Here is a 24,296-nt window from a genome sequence, read left to right as displayed (position 1 = left end):
TTCAGGCGATCAGTGGGTATAGGGGCGGTGCATCGCGATGTCGGGGTTCAGGTCGACGCCGAAGCCCGGCTTGTCGAGCGCGGTCACCTTCATGCGGCCATTTTCCGGCACCGGTTCGCCCAGCAATTGCGGGTGGAACATCGGCACCACCTCCGTCGGCCCCGGATGCATCATCAGGAACTCGGCGAAGGGCGAGTTGTGGCGGGTGATGACGAAATGATAGCTGTAGACCGACGAGCCATGCGGCACGACCATCTTGCCATGGGCGTCGGCCAGCGCGCTGATCTTGAGCAGCTCGGTGACGCCGCCGCACCAGCCGACGTCGGGCTGGATGATGTCGCAGCAATCCATTTCCATCAGCATGCGGAAGCCCCAGCGGGTCGCTTCATGCTCGCCGGTGGTGACCAGCATGCCCTTGGGCACGTTGCGCTTGAGCTGCTGGTAGCCCCAATAATCGTCCGGGCTGATCGCTTCCTCGATCCACTTGAGACCCAGCTCATGCGCGGCGATGGCTAGGCGGGTGGCATAGTCGACGTCGAGCGCCATCCAGCAGTCCCACATCAGCCAGAAATCATCGCCGACCTTGGACCGCATGTCGGCCAGTTCGGCGATATTCTTCTTGAGGCCCTCAATGCCTTCGGCCGGGCCGTGGTGCAGCGCCATCTTGCCGCCGATGAAGCCGAATTCCTTCGCCTTGTCCGGGCGCGCGCCGGTGGCGTAGAATTGCAGTTCGTCGCGGACCGCGCCGCCGAGCAGATGATAGACCGGTTCCTGGCGCAGCTTGCCGAGCAGATCCCAGAGCGCGAGGTCGACGCCGGAGATGGCGTTGATGACCAGGCCCTTGCGGCCATAATATTGGGTCGAGAAATACATCTGGTCCCAGATCTTCTCATAATCGGTCGGCGACCGGCCTTCGAGGAAACGGGCGAGATGCTTTTCGACGATATAGGCGGCGGGCTCGCCACCGGTCGTCACGGCGAAACCGATGGTGCCGTCTTCCGCCTCAATCTCCACCACCAAAGTGCCGAGCACATTGATGCCGAAGCTCTGCCGCGACTGGCGATATTCGGGATATTTCGACATCGGCGTCGCGATGTGATCGTCGATCCAGTGGCCTTCGCCCTGGTCATGATAATCGGCACCGCCGCCGCGCACGGTGAAGGCGCGGACATGCTTGATCTTCGGCAACGTCACGATGGGCACGCTGAAACTCCCTTGGGCCAGACCCATCGCAAGGGGATGGGCAATAACACTTCCACCATATGGACAAAATGCGCACAACGTGGGGCAATTGAGGGGAAGAATCGCGTCCAGCCTCTCCTACACCCTTGTTTTTCTCATTTTGTGGGATAGAGTGTTAGTAGATGAGACAAAATACGTCAAACCCGGAATCGGGTCCGCGAGAGGAAAAGTCGAAGACGCAGGGGTCGCAGACCCTTCAGCGCGGGCTGGACCTGCTCGACCAGGTGATCGACGGGCCGGTGAAGCTCGCCGACCTGTCCGAGCGCATGGGCCTGACGCGCTCCACCACTCATCGCCTGGCCAATGCGCTGGTCGAGCGCGGTTTCCTGACCTTCCTGCCGCGCGAGGGCTATCAGCTTGGCCCCAAGCTGCTGCAGCTAGGCTTCCTGGCGCAGAGCCAGGCCGACGTGGTGCAGATTGCCCGCCCCCATCTGGAAGCGCTGGCCGCCGCGAGCGAGGATGTGGTGCATCTGGGCCGGCTGGACGGCGACCAGGCGCTCTATCTGGACAAGATTCCCGGCCGCCGCCGGGTCGAGATTTCGAGCCGGATCGGCGACCGCCACCCGCTGACATCGACGGGCCTTGGCAAGGCGCTGATGCTGGACGATCCGGAGGCGGGCTGGACCCGGCTGCTAGAAAGCGAGCGGGAGAACGGCACCCATGATGCCGACCCGGCCACATGGCTGGAGCGGATGCGCGGCTATGTCGCGGCCGGGCGCGCGTTCGACCTGGAAGAGAATGAGGACCAGATACGCTGCGTCGCCGCGCCGATCCGCGATGCGTCGGGCGCGATCGTCGCCGCCATCAGCCTGTCGAGCGCCGCCCAATATATGGACGATGAGCGTATGGCATCGCTGAGCGACGAAGTCCGCGCCGCCGCGCAGAAGGTCAGCGCCGATCTGGGCTGGACCCCCGGCGTCAAATCCCCCCGCCGCCCGGTGCGGCGCTAATCCAAGGAAATGCTCGCATGAAGCTGCTTGAAGGCAAGACCGTCCTCGTCACCGGCGCATCGACCGGCATCGGCCGGGCGGCCGCCATCGGCGCCGCCCAGCATGGCGCCGACGTCGTCATCAACTATGCCCATAGCGATGGCCCGGCCGCCAGCTGCGTCGCCGAGATCGAGGCGCTGGGCCAGCGCGCGATCGCGGTGAAGGGCGATGTCGCCGATCCGCAGACCGCGCAGGACTTCGTCGCCAAGGCGGTCGAGGCGTTCGGCAAGGTCGACGTGATGGTCAGCAATGCCGGCATCTGCCCGTTCCACGGCTTCCTCGACATGCCGGTCGACGTGGTGGAGCGGACCTTCAAGGTCAATCTGCATGGCGCCTATTTCATGGTGCAGGCAGCCGCGCAGCAGATGGTCAAGCAGGGCCATGGCGGATCGATCGTCGCCGTCTCCTCCATCTCCGCGCTGGTCGGCGGCGAATTTCAGACGCACTACACCCCGACCAAGGCCGGCGTGCATTCGCTGATGCAGTCGACGGCGATTGCACTGGGCAAATATGGCATCCGCTGCAACAGCGTGCTGCCCGGCACCATCCTGACCGAGATCAACAAGGATGACCTGGCCGATGTCGAGAAGCGCGAATATATGGAAAAGCGCACGCCGCTAGGCCGCCTGGGCGCACCCGAAGACCTGGCCGGGCCGATCGTCTTCCTGGCGTCGGACATGGCCGCCTATGTCACCGGCGCAGCGCTGCTGGTCGACGGCGGCATGTATGTGAACCTGCAATAAGATATTGAGCGCCGTCATTCCCGCGAAAGCGGGGATGACGGTATTCAGGAAACAGGACATCGCCGATGAGGATCGTCACCAAAGCCGCCGCCGCCCTCGCCCTGCTGGCCACGCCCCTGCCGGCGCTGGCGACGCAGCCGGGCGACACGATCCTGATCGCCAGCGATTCGACCGCGGCCAATTACAAGAAGGGCAATTATCCCCAGACCGGCTGGGGCATGATGCTGGGCTGCGGCCTGGCGCCCGAGGTGCGGGTGTCCAACCATGCGATGGGCGGGCGGTCGACCCGCACCTTCATCGAGGAAGGGCGCTGGACGAAATTGATGAGCGAGCTGATGCCCGGCGACACGGTGCTGATCCAGTTCGGCCATAATGACGCCTATCGCGCCAAGCCGCAGCGCTGGGCGCCGGCGCAGACCGACTATCGCAACAATCTGCTGCGCTTCATCTGGGACGTGCGCGGCGCGGGCGGCACGCCGGTGCTGGTGACGCCGGTGACGCGGCGCAGCTTTGGCGCCGATGGCAAGGCCAAGGCCGACTTCGCCGAATATTCCGCCGTGATGCGCGAACTGGCGGCGAGCGCCCATGTGCCGATCATCGATCTGGAAGCGCTGTCGCGCGCCTGGGTCGACCGGGCCGGGCCGGACAAGGCGAAAGCCTATTTCCTCCACTACAAGGCGGAGGACAAGATGCCCGGCTTCCCCAAGGGGATCGACGACGATACCCATTTCAGCGAACTGGGCGCGCGCAATGTCGCCGATCTGGTCGCCGGCGGCCTCAAGGCGCTGAACCTGCCGATTTCGGCCAAAGTGCTGACGAGCCGGCCGGCGCTCAAGCGGACCACGCCGCTGGGAAGGACCGAATGCCAATGACCATGCTTGACCGTCGCGGCCTGTTGACCGGTGCTGCCGTTGCTGCCGCGCTTGCGCCGATGGGCGACGCGCTGGCGCAGAGCTTTCCGCTGCCCCAGGGGTTTGTCCGCTTTCCGATCTGGCCGGGCAAGGCGCCGGGCAGCGAGCATGTGACGGTGAAGGAAGTGGAGACGCTGCGCCGGCCCGACAGCGGGCCGGACGATGGCGTGTTCGCCCATATCGTCACCCCGACCCTGACCCTGTTGCGGCCGGCAAAGCCCAATGGCGCGGCGATCATGCTGATCCCCGGCGGCGGATACAGCCGGGTGGCGATCGGCCATGAGGGCTATTCGATCGCGCGCCGCTTTGCCGAGGCGGGCTATGTCTGCTTCGTGCTGCTCTATCGCCTGCCCGCCGATGGCTGGGCCGCCGGGGCCGAAGCGCCGCTGCAGGATGCGCAGCGCGCGCTGCGGCTGGTGCGCAGCCTGGCGGGCAAGGAGAAGTTCGACGCCAATCGGGTCGGCGTGATCGGCTTTTCGGCCGGCGGGCATCTGGCCGCCTGGCTGACCAGCCGGACGCCGGTGGAAAGCTACAAGCCGGTCGATGCCGCCGATCGCGAGCCGATCAAGGCCGCCGTCGCCGCCTATATGTATCCGGTGATCCAGATGGAGGGGCCGTTCGTCCACAAGGGGTCGCGCACGCAATTGCTGGGCGAGAATCCTTCGCCCGAACGGATGCGTGCCTATTCGCTGGACCAGGATGTGAGCGCGCAGACGCCGCCGGTGTTCCTGGCCCATGCGATCGACGATCCGGCGGTGCCGGTCGACAACAGCATCGCCATGCTGGCGGCGCTGCGGGCGCAGAAGATCCCGACCGAATGCCATTTGTTCGAAAATGGCGGCCATGGCTTCGGCATCACGGCCCAGGCCAAATCAGCCGCGCCCTGGCCCGATCTGTTCCTGGCCTTTGCCAAGAGGCATGGCGTGTGACCCAGCATAAGGTTGCCCTGTTCGTCACCTGCCTGGTCGACATGATGCGCCCGCGCATCGGCTTTGCCGCGATCCGCGCGCTGGAGGCGGCGGGCTGCGACGTGATCGTGCCCGAGGGCCAGACCTGTTGCGGCCAGCCGGCGCTCAACAGCGGCGACACCGATCATGCGATCGCGCTGGCGAAACAGACGATCGTCGCGCTGGAACCCTATGAAGCGGTGGTGGTGCCGTCGGGGTCGTGCGGCGGCACGATCCGTTGCCATTATCCAGAACTGTTCGAGCATGATCCCGCATGGCTGCCGCGTGCGCAGGCGGTGGCGGCCAAGACATGGGAGATCATGGCCTATCTGGACGAGCAATGCGGGTGGAAGCCCGAGGGCGTGCAGATGGAGGCCAAGGCGACCTATCATGACAGTTGCTCGGGGCTGCGCGAGCTGGGCGTCAAGGCGCAGCCGCGCCGGTTGCTGAAGCCGATCGCCGGGCTGGAGCTGACGCCGCTGGCGGGCGAGGAGACCTGTTGCGGTTTCGGCGGCACCTTCTGCGTCAAATATCCCGCGATTTCCAACGCGATCGTCGGCGAGAAGGCGGACGCGATCGAGGCGACCGGCGCCGACCTGCTGCTGGCCGGCGACCTCGGCTGCCTGATGAACATGGCGGGCAAGCTCAACCGCCAGGGCAGCAAGGTGCGGGCGTTCCACGCGATCGAACTGATCGCCGGCATGGGCGATGGCCCGGCGATCGGGGAAGAGGCATGAGCGGCGCACCGGCCGAAGCGACCAGTTTCAAGGACCGCGCCGACGCGGCGCTGGCCGACCGCATCCTGAAGGTCGCGGTCGAGCGGACGGCAGGCACGGCCGAGGCCAAGCGCGCGGTCGCGGTCGACGCCTTTCCCGATTTCCAGGCAGCGCGCACCCGTGCGGCGGCGATCAAGGACCATGTCGTCGCCCATCTGGGCCATTATCTGGAGCAGTTCGAGGCGAACGCCATCGCCGCCGGGGCGAAGGTCCATTGGGCGCGCACCGCCGACGAGGCCTGCGACATCGTCATCGCCCTGTGCAAGGCGGCGAAGGCCAAGAGCGTCGCCCGCTCCAAGTCGATGCTGGGCGAGGAGATCGGCCTGCCCCATGCGCTGGCCGAAGCGGGCATCGGCCGGGTCGAGACCGACCTTGCCGAACATATCATCCAGCTGGCCGACGAGCGGCCCTCACACATCATCTGGCCGGCGATGCACAAGACCCGCGAGCAGGTGTCCGCCCTGTTCAAGGCGAAGCATCGCACGCCGCATGAGGAAGAGACGATCGCCGCTATGGCGGAAAGCGCGCGGCGCGAGCTGCGCACGCAGATGCTGGGCGCGGATGTCGGCATTTCCGGCGCCAATTTCCTGATCGCCGACACCGGCGCGATCTGCACTGTCACCAATGAGGGTAATGCCGAGCTGTCGCTCGTCCCGCCGCGCGTCCATATCGTGACCGCCGGGATCGAGAAGATCGTGCCCAGCATGCCCCATGCCGTGCATATGCTGCGGATGCTGGCGCGGTCGGCGACCGGCGCGGCGTTGACCCAGTACACGACCTTCTACACCGGCCCCAAGCGCCCCGGCGACCGGGACGGGCCGGAAGAGATGCATATCGTGCTGGTCGACAATGGCCGCACCCAGATGCGCGAGGAAGGGCTGGCCGAGATGCTGCGCTGCATCCGCTGTGGCGCCTGCATGAACCATTGCGTGGTGTTCCGGCAGATTGGCGGCCATGCCTATGGCGGCACCTATCCGGGGCCGATGGGCGCGGTGCTGACCCCGGTGCTGGACGGGCTGAAGCAGAGCCGCGATCTGCCCAATGCCTGCACCATGAACGGCAAGTGCCAGGAAGTGTGTCCGGTGCGCATCCCGCTGCCGACGCTGCTGCGCGGCTGGCGGGAGAAGAGCTGGCGCGAGGGGCTGGAGCCGCAATCCTTGCGCGCGGGGCTGGGCCTATGGGCCTGGGTCGCGACCCGGCCACGGCTCTATCGGATCGGCACCAGCATGGCGGTGCGGGCGATGCGGCTACTGGGCAGCAAGGGCTGGATCAGCAAGTTGCCTCTGGCGGGCGGCTGGACCCGCTATCGCGACATGCCCAAGCCGGCGGCGCAGACCTTCATGGAGCAATATCGCAAGGAAAACGGCCGATGAATGCGCGCGAAGCCATCCTCAGTCGGCTGAAAGATGACAGCGACATTGACATAGCGGCGGAGGCTGCGGCGCTGCTCGGCACGCCGGAACGGCCGGCGGTCGATGTCGCCCATGTCGAGGCGGAATTTCTGGCGCGGCTGGCGCTGCCCAGCGTCAGCGTCAGTCATGACGTTATCGAAACGATATCGGATCTGCCCGCTGCGGTCGCGCGCTATCTGGACGCGCAGGGCGAGGCGCGCGCGCTGTGCCTGCCGCCCGACCCGCGCCTGTCGGGCTGCGACTGGAGCGGCTTTGCCCTGCATCAGGGCGCCGCGCCCGACGAAGCGGCGGCGCTGGCGATCGCGCGCAAGGGGATTGCCGAGACCGGGTCGCTGGTCTTCGAGACCAGCCCGCAGGCGCCGATGCTGCCCAATTTCCTGACCCTGCACCATCTGGTGCTGCTGCGCGTGGCGGACATCGCCCCCTGGCTGGAGGAAGCGCCGCTGGCCGGGCCGCAGCCGCGCGCCCATTATTGGGTCACCGGCGTGTCGGGTACGACCGATATCGAGGGTACCTATGTGCGCGGCGCCCATGGCCCTCGTTTCCTGCACGTCATCCTGTTACGCGGCGACTTTCCTCATATGTCGGAACAATAGTCCACATTCCGGGAAAACAGGCTTACATTCGCCGCCTGCGCCGTTATAAGCTTCCGCAAAGTTTAGATGGAGATTTCCGATGTTCGACAAGACCTATTATGCGACCCACCCCGACATGATGGAGTGCGTGTCGAACGAGGAGCTGCGGGATCGCTATCTGATCGGCGGGCTGTTCCGTGACGGCGAATGCGTGCTGAACTATACCCATGCCGAGCGCTTCGTGATCGGCGGCGTGGCGGTGGCCGATGCACCGGTGAAGCTGCCGGCGCAGACCGAGCCGGCTTCGGCGGCGGGCCATCCCTTCCTGGAACGGCGCGAACTGGCGATCGTCAATGTCTCGGGCGTCGAAGGCACCGTGACCGTCGACGGCGAAGTCTTCACGCTCGGCAACAAGGATTGCCTCTATGTGACGATGGGCGCCAAGGATGTGGAATTCGCCGGCGCTGGCGCGCGTTTCTATCTCGCCTCCTGCCCGGCGCACAAGGCGTTCACCACCCGCAAGCTCGGCATCGCCGACGCCAATGCGCTGGAGCGCGGCAGCCTGGAAGAATCCAACGAGCGCACCATCTTCCAGCTCGTCATCCCCGGCATCTGCGACAGCGCGCAGCTGGTCATGGGCCTCACCGTGCTCAAGCCCGGTTCGGTGTGGAACACCATGCCCCCGCACATCCATGAGCGCCGCAGCGAGATTTATTTCTATTTCGAGCTGGATGGCGATGCCGACCGCGTCTTCCACTATATGGGCGAGGGCGACGCGATGCGTCACATCGTCATGGCCAATGAGGAAGCGGTGATCTCGCCGCCCTGGTCGATCCATATGGGATCGGGCACCAAGGCCTATGCCTTCATCTGGGCGATGGCCGGCGAGAACCAGGACTATACCGACATGAACGTGCTGGATATCTGCCAGCTGGCCTAAGCCAGAAGGGGGAGAGGCTGTCACGCCCTCTCCCCTCACATGCCCTCCCCTAACCCCTCCCTGAAGGGAGGGGGATTTGGAGCTTATATGAGCACTATCTTCGATCTGACCGGCAAGGTCGCCATCGTCACCGGCGCCAATACCGGCATTGGCCAGGCGATCGCGCTGTCGCTCGCGGCGGCCGGCGCCGACATCGCGGCGGTCGGCCGCACCCCGGCGGAAGAGACCGTCGAGAAAGTTCGCGCGCTCGGCCGCAAGGCGGAGATCGTCTCGGCCGACCTGTCGAGCATCGAGCCGGTGCAGCGCGTCGTCGACGAGACGATCGAGAAACTGGGCGGCCTCGACATCCTCATCAACAATGCCGGCATCATCCGCCGCGCCGACAGCGTCGACTTCACCGAGGAAGACTGGGACGCGGTGATCGACACCAATTTGAAGTCCACCTTCTTCCTCGCCCAGGCGGCCGGGCGGCACATGCTGGCACAGGGCTCGGGCAAAATCGTCAACATCGCCTCCTTGCTGTCGTTCCAGGGCGGCATCCGGGTGCCGAGCTATACTGCGTCCAAGAGCGGCGTCGCCGGCCTCACCAAGCTGCTGGCGAACGAATGGGCGGCCAGGGGCGTCAACGTCAACGCGATCGCGCCGGGCTATATCGCGACCAACAACACCGCCGCGCTGCAGGCCGACGAGACCCGCAACCGCCAGATCCAGGAACGCATCCCGGCCGGCCGCTGGGGCGACCCGAGCGATATCGGCGGCGCCGCCGTGTTCCTCGCCTCGCCGGCGGCAAACTATATCCATGGCCATGTCCTGGCCGTCGATGGCGGCTGGCTGGCCCGCTGATATCCCGTCCTGCGCCTGCCAGCGGGTGGGCGCAGGACAACCTTGACCAAAGAGGAGGGCTCAGCCTCCCGTTTCACCACAGGAGGACGGATGCCCGATATCGACCGGCGCACGGCGCTGACTGCCACGGGCCTTGCCGGCCTGGGCCTCGCCCTTCCCGCTGACGCCCTGGCCCAGACGGCCAACAGCCTGGATGCGCGCAAGCCGGGCCTGCCGCTCAAATCCGGGCATCTCCATATGGGCACCGGCGCCGGGCCGCAGGGCCGGATCGGCATCACCAATCTCTATCTAACCCGCGACGACCGGCCCTGGCTGCCGGTGATGGGCGAGTTTCACTTCACCCGCTTCCCGAGCGAATATTGGGAAGAGGAATTGCTGAAGATGAAGGCGGTCGGTGTCGGCATCGTCGCCTCCTATGTTCTCTGGAACCATGTCGAACTGGCGCCCGGCAGGATCGACTGGACCGGCGACCGCGATATCGGGCGTTTCGTGCGGCTCTGCCAGAAACATGGTCTGCTCTTCTTCCTGCGGCCCGGCCCCTGGGGCCATGCGGAGGCGCGCTTTGGCGGCATTCCCGACTGGATCGCCGGCAGCACCCGCACGCGCAGCAACGACCCGGCCTATATGGCGCAGGTCGAGCGCTTCTGGCGCGGGCTGCACGATCAGCTCAAGGGGCTGATGTGGAAGGATGGCGGGCCGATCATCGGCATGCAGGTCGAGAATGAATATAATCTGGGCGGCCCCGGCCAGGGCCGGGAGCATATCGCGGCGCTGAAGGCGCTGGCGCTGCGGATCGGCTTCGACGTGCCGCTCTATACCGTGACCGGATGGGACCAGACCGTCTATCCCAAGGGCGAGGTGGTGCCGGTGCATGGCGGCTATCCCGACGAACCCTGGTCGGCGAAGACGGTCAAGCTGCCGCCCAAGGAAAATTACCTGTTCCGCTTCGACAGCCGGGTGAGCGGCGACCTGGGCGCGCAGACGCGCGGCGGGCGGCGCGGCGATGCCGACAGCGACATGGCAGATACGCCCTTCCTGGGCGCGGAATATGGCGGCGGCGTGCCGGTCATGTATCGGCGGCGGCCGTTGCTGCAGCCGGCCGACGTGGCGGCGGCGGTGACGACGCAGGTCGGATCGGGCGTCAATCTGCTGGGCTATTATATGTTCCATGGCGGCGCCAACCCGATGGCGAACGGGCGCATGCTGGAGGAAACGCAGCGGTCGGGCGGCTATAATGACTGCCCGGCGATCGCCTATGATTTCCAGGCGCCGATCGGCCAATATGGCGAGGTCAATCCGGTGAGCGCGGCGCTGCGCCCGCTCCATTATTTCCTGGCCGAATATGGCGAGACGCTGGCGCCGATGACGGTGCATGCGCCGGCCGTGCTGCCGGCAGACAAGGATGACCTGAAGACACTGCGCTGGGCGGTGCGGGCGAAGGGCGACTCCGGCTTCCTGTTCGTCAACAATCATGTCCGCCAATATGGCACGGCGGCGCATCCCGGCACGCAGTTCAATGTGACTTTGGCCGGCGGCCCGGTTCGCCTACCGAGCCGGCCGGTGACGATCGCGCCAGGCGACAATTTCTTCTGGCCGATCGGCATGGATCTGGACGGGGTGCGGCTCGACTGGGCGACGGCGCAGCCGGTGACGCGCATCGCCGACAGCGACGGGCCGATCCATGTGATGGCGGCCTGCCTGCCCGGCCCCGTGGAGCTGGCCTTCCCGGCCGGGACGAAGGTCGATGCGCCGGCGCGCAGCGAAGGTGGACGGGTGATCGTGCAGGTGCCGCCATCCGCGACGCGCCCGGTACAGGTGACCGGCGCTGAGGGGCGATCGGTGCGGTTGCTGCTGATCGAGCGGGACGCGGCAAAGCGCATCTGGGTCGGCGAGATCGGTGGCGAGCGGCGCGTGGTGCTGAGCGCGGCGGATGCGCTGTTCGGGCCGGACGGGCTGGAGCTGCGCCAGCGTGGCGAGGCGCGTTTCGCCTGGCAGATATTGCCCGGCAAGGCGGCGATGATGACGGCGAAAGCGACAGCCATCGCGCCCCTGCCCTTCACCCAGACGCGCGAGGCCGGCACGGCGCCGCCGATCGAGATTGGCGGGCCGGCCAAGGCGGCGATGCAGCCTTTGCCCGAGGCGCACAAGGCGGCGGCGGCCTTTAGCTTCACCATTCCGAAGGATGTGTTGGCGAAGGGCGGCGACGCCTTTCTGGAGATTGACTGGCGCGGCGATATCGGCCGGCTGTTCGATGGCCCCGACATGCTGGACGATGCCTATTGGGACGGGCGGGTCTGGCGGATCGGCCTGAAGCGCTTTGCCGCGCGGCTGGGCCGGCCCTGGACGCTGACGGTGATGCCGCTGCGCGCCGATGCACCCATCTATCTGGATGATGCAGCGCGGGCGAAGCTGCCGGCGGGGGAACAGGTGGCAACGCTGGAGGTGCTGCGCATCGTCCCGGAATATCGCATGGAGGTGAAGGCATGACCCGGTTTACGCGGCGCGGCACATTCGGTCTTGCCACCCTGCCCCTGCTGGCCCGGCCGGCGCTGGCCAAGGTAAGCAAGAATGGCGCGCGGCCCGGCCCCTATCTGATCGGCGCCGATGTGAGCTGGGTGCCCGAAGATGAAGCGGCCGGTGCGCGCTATTTCGCGAACGGTGTGCAGAAAGACCCGATCCTGATCCTGCGCGATGCCGGGTTCAATGCGATCCGGCTGCGCATCTTCGTCGATCCGGCCAAGGGCTATTCCAGGCGGGAGCCGGACAAGGGCTGGGCCGGCCTGGCCCAGACGGTGAAGCTGGGCAAGCGGGTGCGCGATGCCGGCATGGGGCTGGTGCTGAGTTTCCATTATAGCGACACCTGGGCCGATCCGGAGCATCAGGCGGTGCCGGCGGCCTGGGCCGGTTATGACCTGCCGGCGCTGGCCAAGGCGGTCGAGGCGCATACCCATGACACGCTGGTGGCGATGCGCGCGGGCGGCGCGCCGGTCGACATGGCGGTGATTGGCAATGAAACGACCTTCGGCATGTTGTGGCCTTATGGCCGGGTGAAGCTGTCGACGTCGACCGGCAATCCGGTGACCGACGCCAATCATGCCAAAGTCGGCGAGGTTGGCGGATTCGACGGCTTTGCCGCATTGCTGCGCGCCGGGATTGCCGGTGCGCGCCGGGCCGAACCGGGGGTGGCGATCCAGGTGCATAATCATCTGGGCCGGCACTGGCCGATCGTGCGCGAATGGAGCGATGCGCTGATCGCACGGCAGGTGGATTTCGATGTGGTCGGCTTTTCCTGCTACCAGCAGCGGGCGCAGGGTGACTGGGCCACGACCTTCAGCGAATATGTGAAGCGCTATCCCGACAAGGGGCTGCTGGTCGCCGAATATTCGAGCCGCAAGCGCTATATCAACGATCTGGTCCATGCCCTGCCCGGCAAGCATGGCTGGGGCACGTTTATCTGGGAGCCGATCCGGCACCAGGAGGCGATTTTCGACCAGGATGGGCATAATGCCGGCGAAGGCGCCAAGCCCGACCTGATCAGCCAGGGGCTGAACGGGGCGGAGGCGCCGGGCGGGCTGGCATCGCAGCAGCCGGCCGTGCCGAAACCCGAACCGACCGGGCCGATGGGCCATGGCGGCGACTATGTCGCCAATGAGCTGATCGACCTCTACCCGCAAATGGCCAAGGATTATCGCTGATGAGACGGCGCGACTTCACATTGGGGCTGGGCGCGCTGGCGCTGGCGGGGTGCGCTACCCGGTCGGCGGCGCGCGCCGATGACCTGCTGGTCTTTGCCTATTTCACCACCGGCAAGGGCGAGGCCGACGGCCTCAAACTGGCGGTGAGCGAGGATGGCTTTGCCTTTCGCACGCTGGCGGACGGGCGCAGCCTGCTGGTGCCGCAGGTGGGCGAGAAGAAGCTGATGCGCGACCCCTATCTGTTCGCGGACAAGGGCGTCTATCATCTGCTGTGGACCACCGCCTGGGAAGGGGTGACGATCGGCCATGCGACCAGCCGCGATCTGGTCCACTGGTCGGAGCAGCGCGCCATCCCGGTCATGCAGGACGTGCCGGGCACCCGCAATTGCTGGGCGCCCGAGGCGGTGCGCGATCCGGCGACCGGGCGGCATATCCTGTTCTGGTCTAGCACGGTGGAGGGGCGCTTCACCGAAACGGCGGGGACGTCGGAATCGGGCTATAATCATCGGCTCTGGTCGGTCAGCACGGCCGATTTCGAGACGTTCAGCGCGCCCGCGCCGCTTTATGATCCCGGCTTCAGCGTGATCGACGGGACGTTCGCGCAGGCGCCGGGCGGCGGCCTATACCTGATCGTCAAGGACGAGACGGTGCAGCCGCCGCACAAATGGCTGCAGGTGGCCAAGGCGGACAGCCCGACCGGGCCGTTCGGCCCCCTGTCGCCACCCTTCTCGCCCGGCTGGGTCGAAGGGCCGATGAGCGCGCAGGTCGGCGATGCGCTGCTCTGCTATTATGACGTCTACAAGGAGGGCCGCTGGGGCGCGGCGATGACGCGCGACATGGTCAGCTGGACCGAAGTCAGCGCGCGCCTGACCATGCCGGCCGGCGCGCGCCACGGATCATTGCTGCGCGTTCCCCGCGCTCTGGTTGCCGACATCGTCTGAGGTCCAGCCGCCGCCCAGCGCCAGGAAGATGGCGATCTGGTCCTGCACCAGCTGGACGCGGGCGGCCGCGGCCGAGGATTCGGCGCTGGCGAGGCTGCGCTGGGTGTCGAGCAGGTCGAGGAAATCGCTGCGGCCAAAGCGGAACAGCTTGTTCGCCTGCCCCGCCGAGACATTGGCGCTGTCGCGCGCGCGATCGAGCGCGGCGGCCTTTTCCGCATCGCGGCGATAGGTTTCGAGCGCGGTTTCGGTCTGGCGCAGCGCTTCCAGCACGCTGCCGTCGAAGCTGGCGAGATCGGCCTGCACCTGGGCATCGGCCTGGGCAATGCGAGCGCGGACCACCGGACGGTTGGGGAAGGTCCAGCTGATGAGCGGGCCGAGGCTGAAGCCGAAGGCGGAGCCGGAGCCGAAATCCTTGAGCGGGCCGGACAGGCCGACCGAGCCACCGATGCTGACCTGCGGATAGAGATCGGCCATGGCAACGCCCAAAGTCGCGGTATCGGACGCGATCATGCGTTCGGCCTGGCGGATATCCGGGCGGCGGCGGATCAGTGCGGTGCCATCACCCACCGGCAGCGGCGCACCGAGCGACGGCAGGGTGGCGCAGCCTTCCACATCCCTGGGGTAATCGGCCGGCGGACGGCCGAGCAGGGTGGCGAGCAGATAGAGGCCGCTCTGGCGCTGCGCTTCATAAACGGGCAGCGTCGCCTCGCTCTGGTCCACCGCCGCCTGGGCGCGGCTGACGTCGAAGGCGGTGCCGCGACCACCCTTGAACAGGCGCTGGGTGGCGTTGAGCGTATCGCGCTGGAGCGAGACGACCCGGCGATTGACGCCGAGCGCATAATTGGCGGCGCAGACCTGGGCATAGGCCTTGGCCGTGGCGGCGGCGACGCTGACGCGGACATAGTCGCGCGCGGCGGTCACCGCCTCGACATTGGCACCGCTCGATTCGATCGCGCGGCGGATGCGGCCGTTGAGGTCGAGCGGATAGGAGGCACTGAGGCCGAAATCATAGCTGACCGAGCCGGGCAGATGCTGGGTCACGCCCGAGGGACGCGCCAGCGTTTCGCCGCCGCTGATCGTGGTGCTGATCTGGCGCCCCGCCTCGGTCTCGCGCAGCACTGCCTGCGCCGCGGTGAGATTGGCATCGGCGACGCGCAGGTCGGTATTGGCGGTCAGCGCTTCGGCGATCAGCGCGTCGAGCCGGGGGTCGTTATAGAGTTTCCACCAATGATCGGGCAGGTCGGCATTGCTGAAGTCCGCACCCTGGGCCGACTGGAAATTACCCTGCGCGCCCGGCGCGGTCGCGGCCGAATGCTCGGGCGGATGATAGTCCGGCCCGGCGGTGGCGCAGGCGCTGAGCGCCAGTGCCATCAAGGATGCAGCAAGGCCCTTACGCATGGCGGCAGCTTCCCGGCTTGGCATCCTTCTTCGCCGGTTCGACCGTGACCGTGGCGGTGCGGCCGGAGATCAGCGTGATATTGGCCGGGACATTGGTGAGCTTCACCCGGACCGGGATGCGCTGGGCGAGGCGGACCCAGGAGAAGGTCGGCTCCACCGTGGGCAGAAGGTTGCCGGAATCGCTGCGGGTCGAGTCATTGATGCCATAGGCGATGCTTTCGACCTTGCCGTGCAGATCCTGCTTCTCGCCCATCAGGCGGACGGTGACCGGCGCGCCGATGCAGACCAAAGGCAGCTTGGTTTCCTCGAAATAGCCCTCCACCCGCAGGCTGTCGCTGTCGATCAACGCCATCGCCTGGGTGCCGGCGCCAAGATAGTCGCCGGGATGCAGATCGAGATTGGTGACGACGCCGTTGACCGAGGCACGGACCTGGGTGCGCTTGAGGTTCAAGGCGGCGGCGTCGCGCGCACTCCGCGCCTCGGCCAGCGCGGCCTGCGCCGTGGCGACGCGGGCGACATTCTGTTCATGGCTTTCCTTGGCGACAAGATCGCCCAGCGCCAGATCGCGGGTCGCCTCTCGCCGGGCCTGGCCGAGCGTGGCCTGGGCGCTGGCGATCTGCGCCTCCGCCTGTTCCAGCGCCAGCGCATAGCGCGGCGTGTCGATGACGAAGAGCAGGTCGCCCGCCTTCACCTGCTGGTTGTCGCGCACCGCGACCGAGGTGACGAGGCCGCCGATATCGGGGGTCACGCGCACCACGTCGGCGCGCACGCGGCCGTCGCGGGTCCAGGGGCTGCGCTCATAATGGTTCCACATCCACACCGCGACGATGACGGCGAGAATGACGATGATGATGGTGGCGGCGCTGCGGATCAGCGTCCCGGTCAGGCGGTTCATAGGCGGATTCCCAGCATCGGAACGAGAATGGACAGGCCCCCGAGCGTCAGCACGAACAGGCTGAGGTCGACGAGGGCCCGATAGGCAAGAAAGCGGTAGAGGCCGAACGCCGCGATCAGGCGGGTGAGGCCATAGGTGAGGATGAGCGCTGCCAGCGCCAGCGCCAGCAGCGTGGGGAAGAAGACCCCGTCGATGGACAATTCGCCGGTCATGTGGGAACTCCGGTCAGGGGGATCTTTGGGGTCATGGGGGGCATGCGATAGCCGGCGCTGTCGGCAAAGAGATTACGGCGCAGGCTGACCAGCGCCAGGATCGCATCGCGGCGGACCGAAGGCGCGGGATTGGCGGCCAGGTCGCCGATGGCGCTGTCGATGTCATCGAGCAGGGCGGGGTCGGCCGCGGCCGGCGCATCGGGATCGAGCCGGCGATAATGGTCGGCCACGCCGCCCAGCACCCGGCCGAGCGGAGCGCCTTCGTCAAAGGGAAGATCGACGCGGAGCTGACGCAATTCGCCGATGGCGACACCGGTGCGCAGGTCGCGCAGTGCGTCATAGAGCGGCTTGCCGCTGTCGGTGCGGATGGCGGCGAGGCGTGGGGCGAGCAGCGCGATGCGATCGAGCATGCGGTTGATCCAGCCGCGCACATCGGGCTGGGTCATGAGGTTGGCGCGAGTGGCGATATCCGCCCAGCCGGCGCGCACGGTGCGGCGCACGGCGCGCTCCACCCCGGCCGATTGCAGCAGGCCGGCCATGATGATGGCGAACCAGATGCCGACAAGCTGTGCCACCGAGCCGTTCACATAGGAGGCGAAGGCGCTGACATAGGCACTGGAGAGCAGCACCGGACTGCCCAGGCCGAGCAGCGTCGGCAGCGCAATGCCCATCCAGCGCGGCGAGGCCATCATCGCGCCCAACACCAGCAGCGGCGGCGCATAGGCCAGGGCGAGCATGGCGAAGCCGTCGAGCCGGGGCATGATGGCATAGCCATAGAGGGCGCCGAGGAAGGTGGCGATGATCGTGCCGATCATGAAGCCCTTGAGCGGGGCGAGCGGATTGTCCGACGCCGAGAAGAGCGCAAGGAAGACGCCGGCCAGCATCACCGCGCTGCCGCCATCATGCCAGCCGCTGCCGATCCACAAGGCACAGCCGATCGTCACCGTCATGAAAGCGGCGAAGGCGCCGCGCGCGGCCCCGGCATAATCGCGATGCAGTTCGCGGTTGCGGCGCCCCTCCAGCAGTTCGGCGACGCGCGGCGTCACCGGGCTGCGGCTGTGGGTCAGCATCTGGTCGAACAGGTCGCGGCAGTCGCGATGGACGGCGATCAGCGTGCCGAGCCGCGAATAGAGGCTGAGCCGCATCATGCCGGCCCAATCCATATGGCTGTCGGCTGTCGGTTCCAGCGCGGCGCAGCGGTCGATCAGCGCCTGGGCGCCGGCGGCGCGGGTCGCGCTGTCGGTGCCGGGATGATCGAGCCAGTCGCGCGCATCGGCGATCAGCTGTTCGACCTGGGCCGGGACGATGCCGCCATTGGCCTGTTTCAGCATGGCCAGCCGATCCTCGACCGCGGCGCCGAGCGGCAGCAGCAGCGAGAGCTGGTCCTGCATCGCGCGCACGGTGCGGACGCGCGGCGCGAGGCGGCTGATGTCGAAGGGCAGATGGATCGACATCTGGTGCAGTTCGGTGACATCCTGCGCCAGGCGGCGACGTTCGGCATCAAGGCCGGGCACCGGATCGGTCGCGATCGCATCGCGCGACCAGCGTTCGGCATCGCGCAGCATGGCTTCGACACGGGCGAAGAGGTTGCCGGTGATCGAGCCGGGCAGGACGACGCCATGGACGATGCTGCCGCAGGCGATGCCGATCCAGATTTCCTGCACGCGCAGGGTTGCAACGGTGAAGATGGTCTGGGGCGAGTCGACGTCGGGGAAGACGATCAGGCAGGCGCTGTAGCCGGCCAGCACGAACATGTAGGAGCGCGGCGTGCGATCGAGCAGCGAGACGAAGACGCAAAGCGCCAGCCAGGCGGCCATGGCAAGGGTCAGAAGTTCGGGCGAATTGACCAAGGGCGGGACGATCGCAACCGAGAAGGCGGCGCCGACGATGGTGCCGATGGCGCGGAAGATCGCCTTGGAAATCACCGCGCCGGCGAGCGGCTGGGCGACGATATAGGAGGTAAGGAAGGCCCAATAGGGGCGTTCCAGCCCAATGCTGAGCGCCACATAAAGGGCCAGCATCGCCGCCAGGAAACATTTGAGCGAGAATAGCGCGGCGGGAACGCCGAGGCGCTCGCTCCAGGCTGACAAAGCGGCCTTTTTCATGACTGGCCCCGGCGCTCCCCGATACGGCGTCGCAGCAGTTCTAACAGATTGACCGCCGTCTCGATATCCGCCTCTGGCACACCATCGAGCAGGTCATTGCGCATGTTGCTGAGCCGCGTTTCGATGCGACCGACCAGGTCGCGGCCGGAGGTGGTGAGCGACAGGCAGTTGGACCGGCGATCCTCCGGATTGGGGGTGCGCTCGATCAGGGCGGCGGCCTGTAGATGGTCGAGGGTGCGGACCAGCGAAGGCTGGGTGATGCCCAGCACATCGGCCAGTTCGATCTGGCGCACGTCGGCGCCCAGCCGGTCGAGATAGAGAAGGCACCAGCCGGCGGAATTGGAGACGCCGAATTCGGCCAGGGTGGAATCGGCAAGCTGGCGCCAGAGGCGCGCGATCTGCGGCATATTATGCGCCAGCGCGCGCTGAAGTTCGGTCCGATTCACGAACGCTTAGATAGCTAACTAATTTTACAGTGCAACGGGTCGGCCATGAATTTTTGGTAATGTCGGTTGCGGCCCGGCATGAACCGGGCCGCAGCCGATCGGGATTATGCGCGACGCGTGCCGGTGAAGGGCGCGGCACCAAAGGCGCCGAGCTGCATCGTGCCGGTCAGGCTTTCGCCGGTGATTTCGGCTTCGCATTCCAGCGTCATCGGCATGGGGATGGTCATTTCCATCTTCCAGGTCAGCTTGTTGCCGGCAACCACGCCATCCTTGACGTCGAGCGAGCCCATCATGCCGGCAAAGGTGCCGTTGAAGCGGTCGCCCGTGCTGATCACGGTGAACACGCCGGTCTGTTCGCCCAGCGGGGTCTTAGCCACGCAATCATAGGCACCATCCACTGCAGCCATCTCACTTCTCCTTTACGTTAGCGTCAATCAGCCAATGTGCCCATTTCCACCGGCAGGCCGACCGCGTCAAGCTGGGGCTTCACCAATTTCGCATCGCCGACCACGACCCAGATCAGCCGATCGGGATTGATCGCCTCGCGCGCGGCCTGATCCATCTGCGCCGCGGTGATGGCGCGATAGGTCGCCGGCAGGGTGGCGTAATAGTCGTCGGGCCGGCCGAGCAGATTGTTGCGCATCATCGCCGAGAGCAGGTCGGACGAGGTTTCGAAGCTGCCGGGCAGCGACAGGATCTGGCCATTGATCGTCTGGTCGCGCTCCGCCTGGGTCGTGCCCTTGCTGGTCAGGAAATCCTTGATGTCCTGGCGCGCGGCGATGATCGATTCGCCGGTCTTGTCGGTCTGGACCGGGGCATAGACCAGCAGCGGAATGGTTTCCTTGACGCCGGGCATGCCGGTGCCCGCGCCATAGGCCCAGCCCTTGGCCTCACGCAGGTCCATGGTCAGGCGCGAGGTGGTGCTGCCGCCCAGCACCTCGTTCGCGGTGATGAGGGTGACCGGATTGTCGGTGCCCGACTTGTTGGTGAGCTGGCCGGCGAGGATCATCGACTGCGGGCTTTGCGGCTTGTCGATGAGGACGATGCGCGACGGGCGCATCATGCGGTCCATGCGGAACAGCTTGGCGCCCTTGGCAAGGGCCGGCGCCTTCCAGTCGCCGAAGCGCTTTTCGAGCAGCGGCAGCAGTTCGGCCAGCGTCGTGTCGCCAGTCGCGAAGATGGTCGCATTGTCCGGGCGCATCCATGTGTCATGGAAGGCGACCAGATCGGCGCGCGTCACCGCTTTCACCCCGCTTTCGGTGCCCGAACCGGTGAAGGGAATGCCATAGGGATGGGCCTGGCCATAGAGCATCGGCGGCAGCATGCGCTGGGCGATGGCCATGGGCTGGGTCTTTTCCGCGGCGATGCGGGTCAGCATCTGGCTGCGCAGCCGTTCCACTTCCTTGGGATCGAAGGCGGGGTTGCGGATGATGTCGGCGAGCAGGCCGAGCGAGGCGTCGAGATTGGGCTTGAGCGCATAGAGGCCGACATTGGTGGCATCCATGCTGTTGGCCGCGCTGATGCCGGCGCCCAGACGTTCCTGCTCCTCGGAAATCTGCACCGAGTTGCGGCTGGTGGTGCCTTCGTCGAGCAGGGCGGTGGTGAGCGCGGCGGTGCCGAGCTTCTGCCGGTTGTCGGCGGCATTGCCCGCGTCGAAGGCGACCGAGACCTTCACCACCGGCACTGTGGCGCGACGCGAGAAGACGACGGACATGCCGTTGGAGAGCTTCGCGCGCTCGACCGGCGGGAAGACCAGATCCTTGACCGGCTCGATCGGCGGCTCGGCCACCTTGGTCGGCGGCGGCGGCGTGCCGGCCTTTGGCGCGGGGCCATTGGGATCGCGGAAATGGGCGGGATGCATGGTGGCGCTGCCCGTCGGCGCATTGCCGGCGAGCGCATTATCCTCGGCCGAGCGTTCGCCCGGCGACACGGTCAGGCGGAAGACCGGGCGGCCCAGCCATTGGCGCGCGGCGGCCGAGACGCTGGCGGGCGTCGCGGCGGCATAGATGGCGAGATCCTTCTTATATTTGCCGGGATCATTGGAATAGACCGCGCCTTCGGCCAGGGTCACCGCCTTGCCGGAGAAGCCGCCGACCTTTTCGAGACCACCGATCGTGCCGGAGAGCTGCTGGGTCGCGGCGCGCAGCACCTCGTCCGCGCTGGGGCCCTTGGCGAGATAGTCGGCGAGCAGCGCGTCGAGCCGCTTGCCCACGGCGACCGGATCCTGGCCCGGCTTCACGTCGACGGTGATTTCGACCATCGACAGCTTCTCGAACGGCTGGATGCTGGCCTTGACCGCGACCGCGACCTTCTCGTCGCGGACCAGGATATTGTCGAGGCGCGAGGAGCCGAGGCCACCGAACACCGAGAGGGCGAGGTCAAGCTGCTGCAGGTCGGGCGAATTGACGCCGGGGACGATCCAGTTGCGGTAAAGGCGGGTGGCAGCGACATTGTCGTGCATCACCTTTTCCACATCCTTGTCGAGCGTCGGCACGGTTGCGTCGACATCCTGCGGGGCCGGGCCGGAGGCGATGTTGCCGAACCATTTTTCAACCTTGGCCTTGGCGGTCGGCACGTCGATGTCGCCGGCCAGCACCAGCGTGGCGTTGTTGGGGCCATAGTGAGTCTTGAACCAGCTCTGGACGTCGGCCAGGCTGGCCGCGTTCAGATCCGCCATCGAGCCGATGGTCGAGTGGCGATAGGGATGGCCTTCGGGCAGCATGCCGGCAAGCTGGGCATATTCGACCAGGCCATAGGGCTCATTCTCGCCCATACGCTTTTCATTCTGGACGACGCCGCGCTGGGCATCGAGCTTGGTCTGGGTCACGGCGCCGAGCAGATGGCCCATGCGGTCGGATTCCAGAAACAGTGCGCGATCGAGCGCGCCGGTCGGCACCGTCTCGAAATAATTGGTGCGGTCGAACCAGGTCGTGCCGTTCCAGTCGGTGGCGCCGATATCCTCCAGACGGCCGAAGAAGGGACCGTCGGCATTTTCCGAGCCATAGAACATCAGATGTTCGAACAGATGGGCAAAGCCGGTCTTGCCGGCGGGCTCGAAGCGCGAACCGACATGGTACCAGACCGACACGGCGACGATCGGCGCCTTGCGATCGGTATGGACGATGACCCGCAGACCGTTGGGCAGGCGAAATTCCTGATAGGGGATGTCCACCGCCGAAACGAGGCTGGAGAGCGGCGCGGGCGCAGCGGCGGCGGTGGCCGGGGCGGCCCGCGCGGCGGAGCCAAGCGGCGCGAACGCAAGCGCGGACAGGCCGAGCATCAGGGGAAGCCGGCGGGACATGCGGGTAAGGATCATGAAGACCTCTAGGACAGGAGGGCAGTCGATGCGGCCGGGACGGACCCCGCCGCGATGGCGCGCAGCATAGCGGGGCGTGATAGCGGCGCAATACGCATGATATCGACAAGCGGAGGCTGGACAGCGACGGGGCGCAGCGGCAAGTCTGCACGCCATCATCCATAGAGACGGAAAGTCCCCGATCCCATGAAACGCCTGGCCCTGCTGGCCGCCACCGCCGCCCTTGTGCTGCCCGCCACCCTGCCCGCTCAAACAGCGACGCCGGCCGCGTCCGATGCGCCGACCTTCTCGGCCGCGGCGGTGCGCGCCCATGTCGAATTTCTGGCCGACGATCTGCTTAAGGGGCGCGACACCGGCAGCGAGGGGCATGAGATCGCCGCCCGTTATGTCGCCAGCCAGTTTGACGGGCTGGGCCTAAAGCCCGCCGGCGACAATGGAAGCTGGCTGCAGCGCATCGGTTTCCAGAAGACCGAGCGCGCCAAGACGCCGGGCACGCTGACCGTCACCGGTCCGGCCGGCAGCAAAAGCTTCACCCATGCCGGCGACGTGCTGATCGGCATGAACGCGGCCGAACCCAAGCTGGACGTGTCGGCACCTTTGGTGTTCGTGGGCTATGGCCTGGAAAATGCGCGGCTCGGCCTCAACGACTATGCCGGGCTGGACGTGAAGGGGAAGATCGTCGTCACCCTGCGCGGCTATCCCAAGGGGCTGCCGAGCGAGGAAGGCGCGCACCTGTCCGCCACCAAGGGCAAGATCGCCGAGGCGCATGGCGCGATCGGCATGCTGTCCATCGGCACCCTCCAGTCGATGAAGGCCCGCCCCTGGAACCGCATGGTCCAGTTCGCCGATGAGCCCGACTTCACCTGGGTCTCGCCCGAGGGCGTGCCGTTCGACGCCGCCCCCGGCATCCGGGTCGGCGTCAGCCTGGACGATGCCGCGGCGCAGGCGGTGTTCGCCGGCGCACCGACCAGCATCGCCGCGATCCGCAAGCAAGCCGACAAGGCCGGCGGCAAGCCCAAGGGCTTTGCGCTCAAGTCGACTGCCCAGATCCAGGTCGAAAGCGTCAGCGAGCGGGTGACCAGCCCCAATGTCGTCGCCATCCTGCCCGGCAGTGACCCCAAGCTGAAAGACGAATATGTCGTCCTGTCGGCGCATCTCGACCATATCGGCATCAGTCCGGAAAAGCCCGGCGACAAGCCCGACACCGACCGCATCAACAATGGCGCGCTGGACAATGGCGCCGGCATCGCGACCATGCTGGAAGTCGCGCGCGCCATGGCCCAGTCGCCCAACAAGCCGCGCCGCTCGATCGTCTTCCTGGCCTCCACCGGCGAGGAGAAGGGCCTGCTGGGCGCGGACTATTATGCCCGCCACCCCACCGTTCCGGGCAAGCAGATCGTCGGCAATGTCGACCTGGACATGCCGCTGCTGCTCTATCCCTTCACCGATGTGATCGCGTTCGGCGCCGACCATTCGACGCTGGGGCCGATCGTCGCCAAGGCGGTTGCGCCGATGGGGATCAAGCTGGCCGCCGACCCGATGCCGCAGGAAACCATTTTCGTGCGGTCGGACCATTATATGTTCGTGAAGCAGGGCGTGCCCGCGGTCTTCCTGGCGACCGGCTATGCCAATGGTGGCGAGAAGGCCTGGGGCGAATTTCTGAGCGGCGCCTATCATCATCCCGGTGATGACATGACGCAGAAGATCGACTGGGATGCGGGCGCCCGCTTTGCCGAGGCCAATTATCGCATTGCACGGGTTATGACCGATAGCGACACCCCGCCGCAATGGTACAAGGCGGACTTCTTCGGCGACCTGTTCGCACCGGACGCGGCCAAGGCGCCCAAGCAGTAAGTAAAATAGGCAAGGGGCGTGGATTTTTTGCCCGCGCCCCTTGTGTGTCATTTTTG

At 66.6% G+C, this 24,296-nt stretch carries 21 protein-coding genes; 13 read left to right on the top strand and 8 right to left on the bottom strand.

Features of this window, described 5'->3' with window-relative positions:
- Nucleotides 1-9 precede the first annotated feature (9 nt).
- Nucleotides 10-1,230 carry an L-rhamnonate dehydratase gene (gene rhmD / locus DIZ22_RS17905; protein WP_004209345.1) on the bottom strand — a complete coding sequence of 407 codons (1,221 nt, stop codon included), beginning with the start codon at nucleotides 1,228-1,230 and terminating at the stop codon, nucleotides 10-12.
- A gap of 134 nt (nucleotides 1,231-1,364) precedes the next feature.
- Between rhmD and DIZ22_RS17900 the strand changes: the two genes are divergently transcribed.
- The 12 genes from DIZ22_RS17900 to DIZ22_RS17845 all read left to right on the top strand — a co-directional run bounded on the left by DIZ22_RS17900 (nucleotide 1,365) and on the right by DIZ22_RS17845 (nucleotide 14,014).
- Nucleotides 1,365-2,192 carry an IclR family transcriptional regulator gene (locus DIZ22_RS17900; RefSeq protein WP_004209343.1) on the top strand — a complete coding sequence of 276 codons (828 nt, stop codon included), beginning with the start codon at nucleotides 1,365-1,367 and terminating at the stop codon, nucleotides 2,190-2,192.
- 17 nt (nucleotides 2,193-2,209) lie between these two features.
- Nucleotides 2,210-2,974 (top strand): SDR family NAD(P)-dependent oxidoreductase, encoded by a 765-nt coding sequence (locus DIZ22_RS17895; RefSeq protein WP_004209342.1) that lies wholly within the window; start codon nucleotides 2,210-2,212, stop codon nucleotides 2,972-2,974.
- Nucleotides 2,975-3,039: 65 nt separating this feature from the next.
- Nucleotides 3,040-3,846: a rhamnogalacturonan acetylesterase gene (locus tag DIZ22_RS17890; RefSeq protein ID WP_048936814.1), complete on the top strand. Its 807-nt coding sequence runs from the start codon at nucleotides 3,040-3,042 to the stop codon at nucleotides 3,844-3,846.
- On the top strand, nucleotides 3,843-4,814 hold the full coding sequence (locus DIZ22_RS17885) for an alpha/beta hydrolase (RefSeq protein ID WP_048936815.1): 972 nt from the start codon (nucleotides 3,843-3,845) through the stop codon (nucleotides 4,812-4,814). The genes DIZ22_RS17890 and DIZ22_RS17885 overlap by 4 nt, the downstream gene beginning before the upstream one ends.
- The gene (locus DIZ22_RS17880; protein WP_048936816.1) at nucleotides 4,811-5,569 is read left to right on the top strand and encodes a (Fe-S)-binding protein; all 759 of its coding nucleotides are present in this window, start codon (nucleotides 4,811-4,813) and stop codon (nucleotides 5,567-5,569) included. The genes DIZ22_RS17885 and DIZ22_RS17880 overlap by 4 nt, the downstream gene beginning before the upstream one ends.
- Nucleotides 5,566-6,981: a lactate utilization protein B gene (locus tag DIZ22_RS17875; protein ID WP_048936817.1), complete on the top strand. Its 1,416-nt coding sequence runs from the start codon at nucleotides 5,566-5,568 to the stop codon at nucleotides 6,979-6,981. The genes DIZ22_RS17880 and DIZ22_RS17875 overlap by 4 nt, the downstream gene beginning before the upstream one ends.
- Complete coding sequence (locus tag DIZ22_RS17870) at nucleotides 6,978-7,616, top strand: LUD domain-containing protein (protein WP_122928486.1); 639 nt, start codon at nucleotides 6,978-6,980, stop codon at nucleotides 7,614-7,616. The genes DIZ22_RS17875 and DIZ22_RS17870 overlap by 4 nt, the downstream gene beginning before the upstream one ends.
- 79 nt (nucleotides 7,617-7,695) lie before the next feature.
- Nucleotides 7,696-8,535, top strand: coding sequence for a 5-dehydro-4-deoxy-D-glucuronate isomerase (gene kduI, locus DIZ22_RS17865; protein ID WP_017500956.1), 840 nt, complete (start codon nucleotides 7,696-7,698; stop codon nucleotides 8,533-8,535).
- A gap of 87 nt (nucleotides 8,536-8,622) precedes the next feature.
- A complete protein-coding gene (gene kduD, locus DIZ22_RS17860; RefSeq protein WP_048936819.1) occupies nucleotides 8,623-9,378 on the top strand; it encodes a 2-dehydro-3-deoxy-D-gluconate 5-dehydrogenase KduD in 756 nt (251 codons plus the stop codon).
- Nucleotides 9,379-9,468: 90 nt separating this feature from the next.
- Entirely contained in the window at nucleotides 9,469-11,865 is a 2,397-nt protein-coding gene (locus DIZ22_RS17855) for a beta-galactosidase (RefSeq protein ID WP_048936820.1), read from the top strand.
- Nucleotides 11,862-13,073, top strand: coding sequence for a glycosyl hydrolase 53 family protein (locus DIZ22_RS17850; RefSeq protein ID WP_048936821.1), 1,212 nt, complete (start codon nucleotides 11,862-11,864; stop codon nucleotides 13,071-13,073). The genes DIZ22_RS17855 and DIZ22_RS17850 overlap by 4 nt, the downstream gene beginning before the upstream one ends.
- Nucleotides 13,073-14,014: a glycoside hydrolase family 43 protein gene (locus tag DIZ22_RS17845; RefSeq protein ID WP_122928485.1), complete on the top strand. Its 942-nt coding sequence runs from the start codon at nucleotides 13,073-13,075 to the stop codon at nucleotides 14,012-14,014. Before DIZ22_RS17850 ends, DIZ22_RS17845 begins: the two co-directional genes overlap by 1 nt.
- Here the strand turns inward: DIZ22_RS17845 and DIZ22_RS17840 are convergent.
- The 7 genes from DIZ22_RS17840 to DIZ22_RS17810 all read right to left on the bottom strand — a co-directional run bounded on the left by DIZ22_RS17840 (nucleotide 13,970) and on the right by DIZ22_RS17810 (nucleotide 22,386).
- Nucleotides 13,970-15,412, bottom strand: a complete 1,443-nt coding sequence (locus DIZ22_RS17840) for an efflux transporter outer membrane subunit (RefSeq protein ID WP_122928484.1) — start codon at nucleotides 15,410-15,412, stop codon at nucleotides 13,970-13,972. The genes DIZ22_RS17845 and DIZ22_RS17840 overlap by 45 nt on opposite strands.
- On the bottom strand, nucleotides 15,405-16,307 hold the full coding sequence (locus tag DIZ22_RS17835; RefSeq protein WP_010337503.1) for an efflux RND transporter periplasmic adaptor subunit: 903 nt from the start codon (nucleotides 16,305-16,307) through the stop codon (nucleotides 15,405-15,407). The genes DIZ22_RS17840 and DIZ22_RS17835 overlap by 8 nt, the downstream gene beginning before the upstream one ends.
- Nucleotides 16,304-16,519, bottom strand: a complete 216-nt coding sequence (locus DIZ22_RS17830; RefSeq protein WP_004209328.1) for a DUF1656 domain-containing protein — start codon at nucleotides 16,517-16,519, stop codon at nucleotides 16,304-16,306. The genes DIZ22_RS17835 and DIZ22_RS17830 overlap by 4 nt, the downstream gene beginning before the upstream one ends.
- Entirely contained in the window at nucleotides 16,516-18,624 is a 2,109-nt protein-coding gene (locus DIZ22_RS17825) for an FUSC family protein (protein WP_048936824.1), read from the bottom strand. The genes DIZ22_RS17830 and DIZ22_RS17825 overlap by 4 nt, the downstream gene beginning before the upstream one ends.
- Nucleotides 18,621-19,070, bottom strand: a complete 450-nt coding sequence (locus DIZ22_RS17820) for a MarR family transcriptional regulator (protein WP_004209326.1) — start codon at nucleotides 19,068-19,070, stop codon at nucleotides 18,621-18,623. Before DIZ22_RS17820 ends, DIZ22_RS17825 begins: the two co-directional genes overlap by 4 nt.
- 104 nt (nucleotides 19,071-19,174) lie before the next feature.
- The gene (locus DIZ22_RS17815; protein ID WP_004209325.1) at nucleotides 19,175-19,477 is read right to left on the bottom strand and encodes a hypothetical protein; all 303 of its coding nucleotides are present in this window, start codon (nucleotides 19,475-19,477) and stop codon (nucleotides 19,175-19,177) included.
- Between the two features lie 23 nt (nucleotides 19,478-19,500).
- The gene (locus DIZ22_RS17810; protein WP_048936826.1) at nucleotides 19,501-22,386 is read right to left on the bottom strand and encodes a pitrilysin family protein; all 2,886 of its coding nucleotides are present in this window, start codon (nucleotides 22,384-22,386) and stop codon (nucleotides 19,501-19,503) included.
- Between the two features lie 186 nt (nucleotides 22,387-22,572).
- Between DIZ22_RS17810 and DIZ22_RS17805 the strand changes: the two genes are divergently transcribed.
- Nucleotides 22,573-24,240, top strand: a complete 1,668-nt coding sequence (locus DIZ22_RS17805; protein ID WP_122928483.1) for a M28 family metallopeptidase — start codon at nucleotides 22,573-22,575, stop codon at nucleotides 24,238-24,240.
- The last annotated feature ends 56 nt before the right edge of the window (nucleotides 24,241-24,296 follow it).

The sequence above is a fragment of the Sphingobium sp. LF-16 genome (genome assembly GCF_003711185.1).
GTDB lineage: Bacteria > Pseudomonadota > Alphaproteobacteria > Sphingomonadales > Sphingomonadaceae > Sphingobium > Sphingobium yanoikuyae_A.
The sequence above is the reverse complement of the archived record's forward strand: the minus strand, read 5'-3'. Positions and strand labels throughout refer to the sequence as shown.

Bases quoted from the DNA above. Each gene is read 5' to 3' on its own strand.
- rhmD (WP_004209345.1), bottom strand. From the start codon at position 1,230: ATGGGTCTGGCCCAAGGGAGTTTCAGCGTGCCCATCGTGACGTTGCCG.
- DIZ22_RS17900 (WP_004209343.1), top strand. From the start codon at position 1,365: ATGAGACAAAATACGTCAAACCCGGAATCGGGTCCGCGAGAGGAAAAG.
- DIZ22_RS17895 (WP_004209342.1), top strand. From the start codon at position 2,210: ATGAAGCTGCTTGAAGGCAAGACCGTCCTCGTCACCGGCGCATCGACC.
- DIZ22_RS17890 (WP_048936814.1), top strand. From the start codon at position 3,040: ATGAGGATCGTCACCAAAGCCGCCGCCGCCCTCGCCCTGCTGGCCACG.
- DIZ22_RS17885 (WP_048936815.1), top strand. From the start codon at position 3,843: ATGACCATGCTTGACCGTCGCGGCCTGTTGACCGGTGCTGCCGTTGCT.
- DIZ22_RS17875 (WP_048936817.1), top strand. From the start codon at position 5,566: ATGAGCGGCGCACCGGCCGAAGCGACCAGTTTCAAGGACCGCGCCGAC.
- DIZ22_RS17870 (WP_122928486.1), top strand. From the start codon at position 6,978: ATGAATGCGCGCGAAGCCATCCTCAGTCGGCTGAAAGATGACAGCGAC.
- kduI (WP_017500956.1), top strand. From the start codon at position 7,696: ATGTTCGACAAGACCTATTATGCGACCCACCCCGACATGATGGAGTGC.
- kduD (WP_048936819.1), top strand. From the start codon at position 8,623: ATGAGCACTATCTTCGATCTGACCGGCAAGGTCGCCATCGTCACCGGC.
- DIZ22_RS17855 (WP_048936820.1), top strand. From the start codon at position 9,469: ATGCCCGATATCGACCGGCGCACGGCGCTGACTGCCACGGGCCTTGCC.
- DIZ22_RS17850 (WP_048936821.1), top strand. From the start codon at position 11,862: ATGACCCGGTTTACGCGGCGCGGCACATTCGGTCTTGCCACCCTGCCC.
- DIZ22_RS17845 (WP_122928485.1), top strand. From the start codon at position 13,073: ATGAGACGGCGCGACTTCACATTGGGGCTGGGCGCGCTGGCGCTGGCG.
- DIZ22_RS17840 (WP_122928484.1), bottom strand. From the start codon at position 15,412: ATGCGTAAGGGCCTTGCTGCATCCTTGATGGCACTGGCGCTCAGCGCC.
- DIZ22_RS17835 (WP_010337503.1), bottom strand. From the start codon at position 16,307: ATGAACCGCCTGACCGGGACGCTGATCCGCAGCGCCGCCACCATCATC.
- DIZ22_RS17830 (WP_004209328.1), bottom strand. From the start codon at position 16,519: ATGACCGGCGAATTGTCCATCGACGGGGTCTTCTTCCCCACGCTGCTG.
- DIZ22_RS17825 (WP_048936824.1), bottom strand. From the start codon at position 18,624: ATGAAAAAGGCCGCTTTGTCAGCCTGGAGCGAGCGCCTCGGCGTTCCC.
- DIZ22_RS17815 (WP_004209325.1), bottom strand. From the start codon at position 19,477: ATGGCTGCAGTGGATGGTGCCTATGATTGCGTGGCTAAGACCCCGCTG.
- DIZ22_RS17810 (WP_048936826.1), bottom strand. From the start codon at position 22,386: ATGATCCTTACCCGCATGTCCCGCCGGCTTCCCCTGATGCTCGGCCTG.
- DIZ22_RS17805 (WP_122928483.1), top strand. From the start codon at position 22,573: ATGAAACGCCTGGCCCTGCTGGCCGCCACCGCCGCCCTTGTGCTGCCC.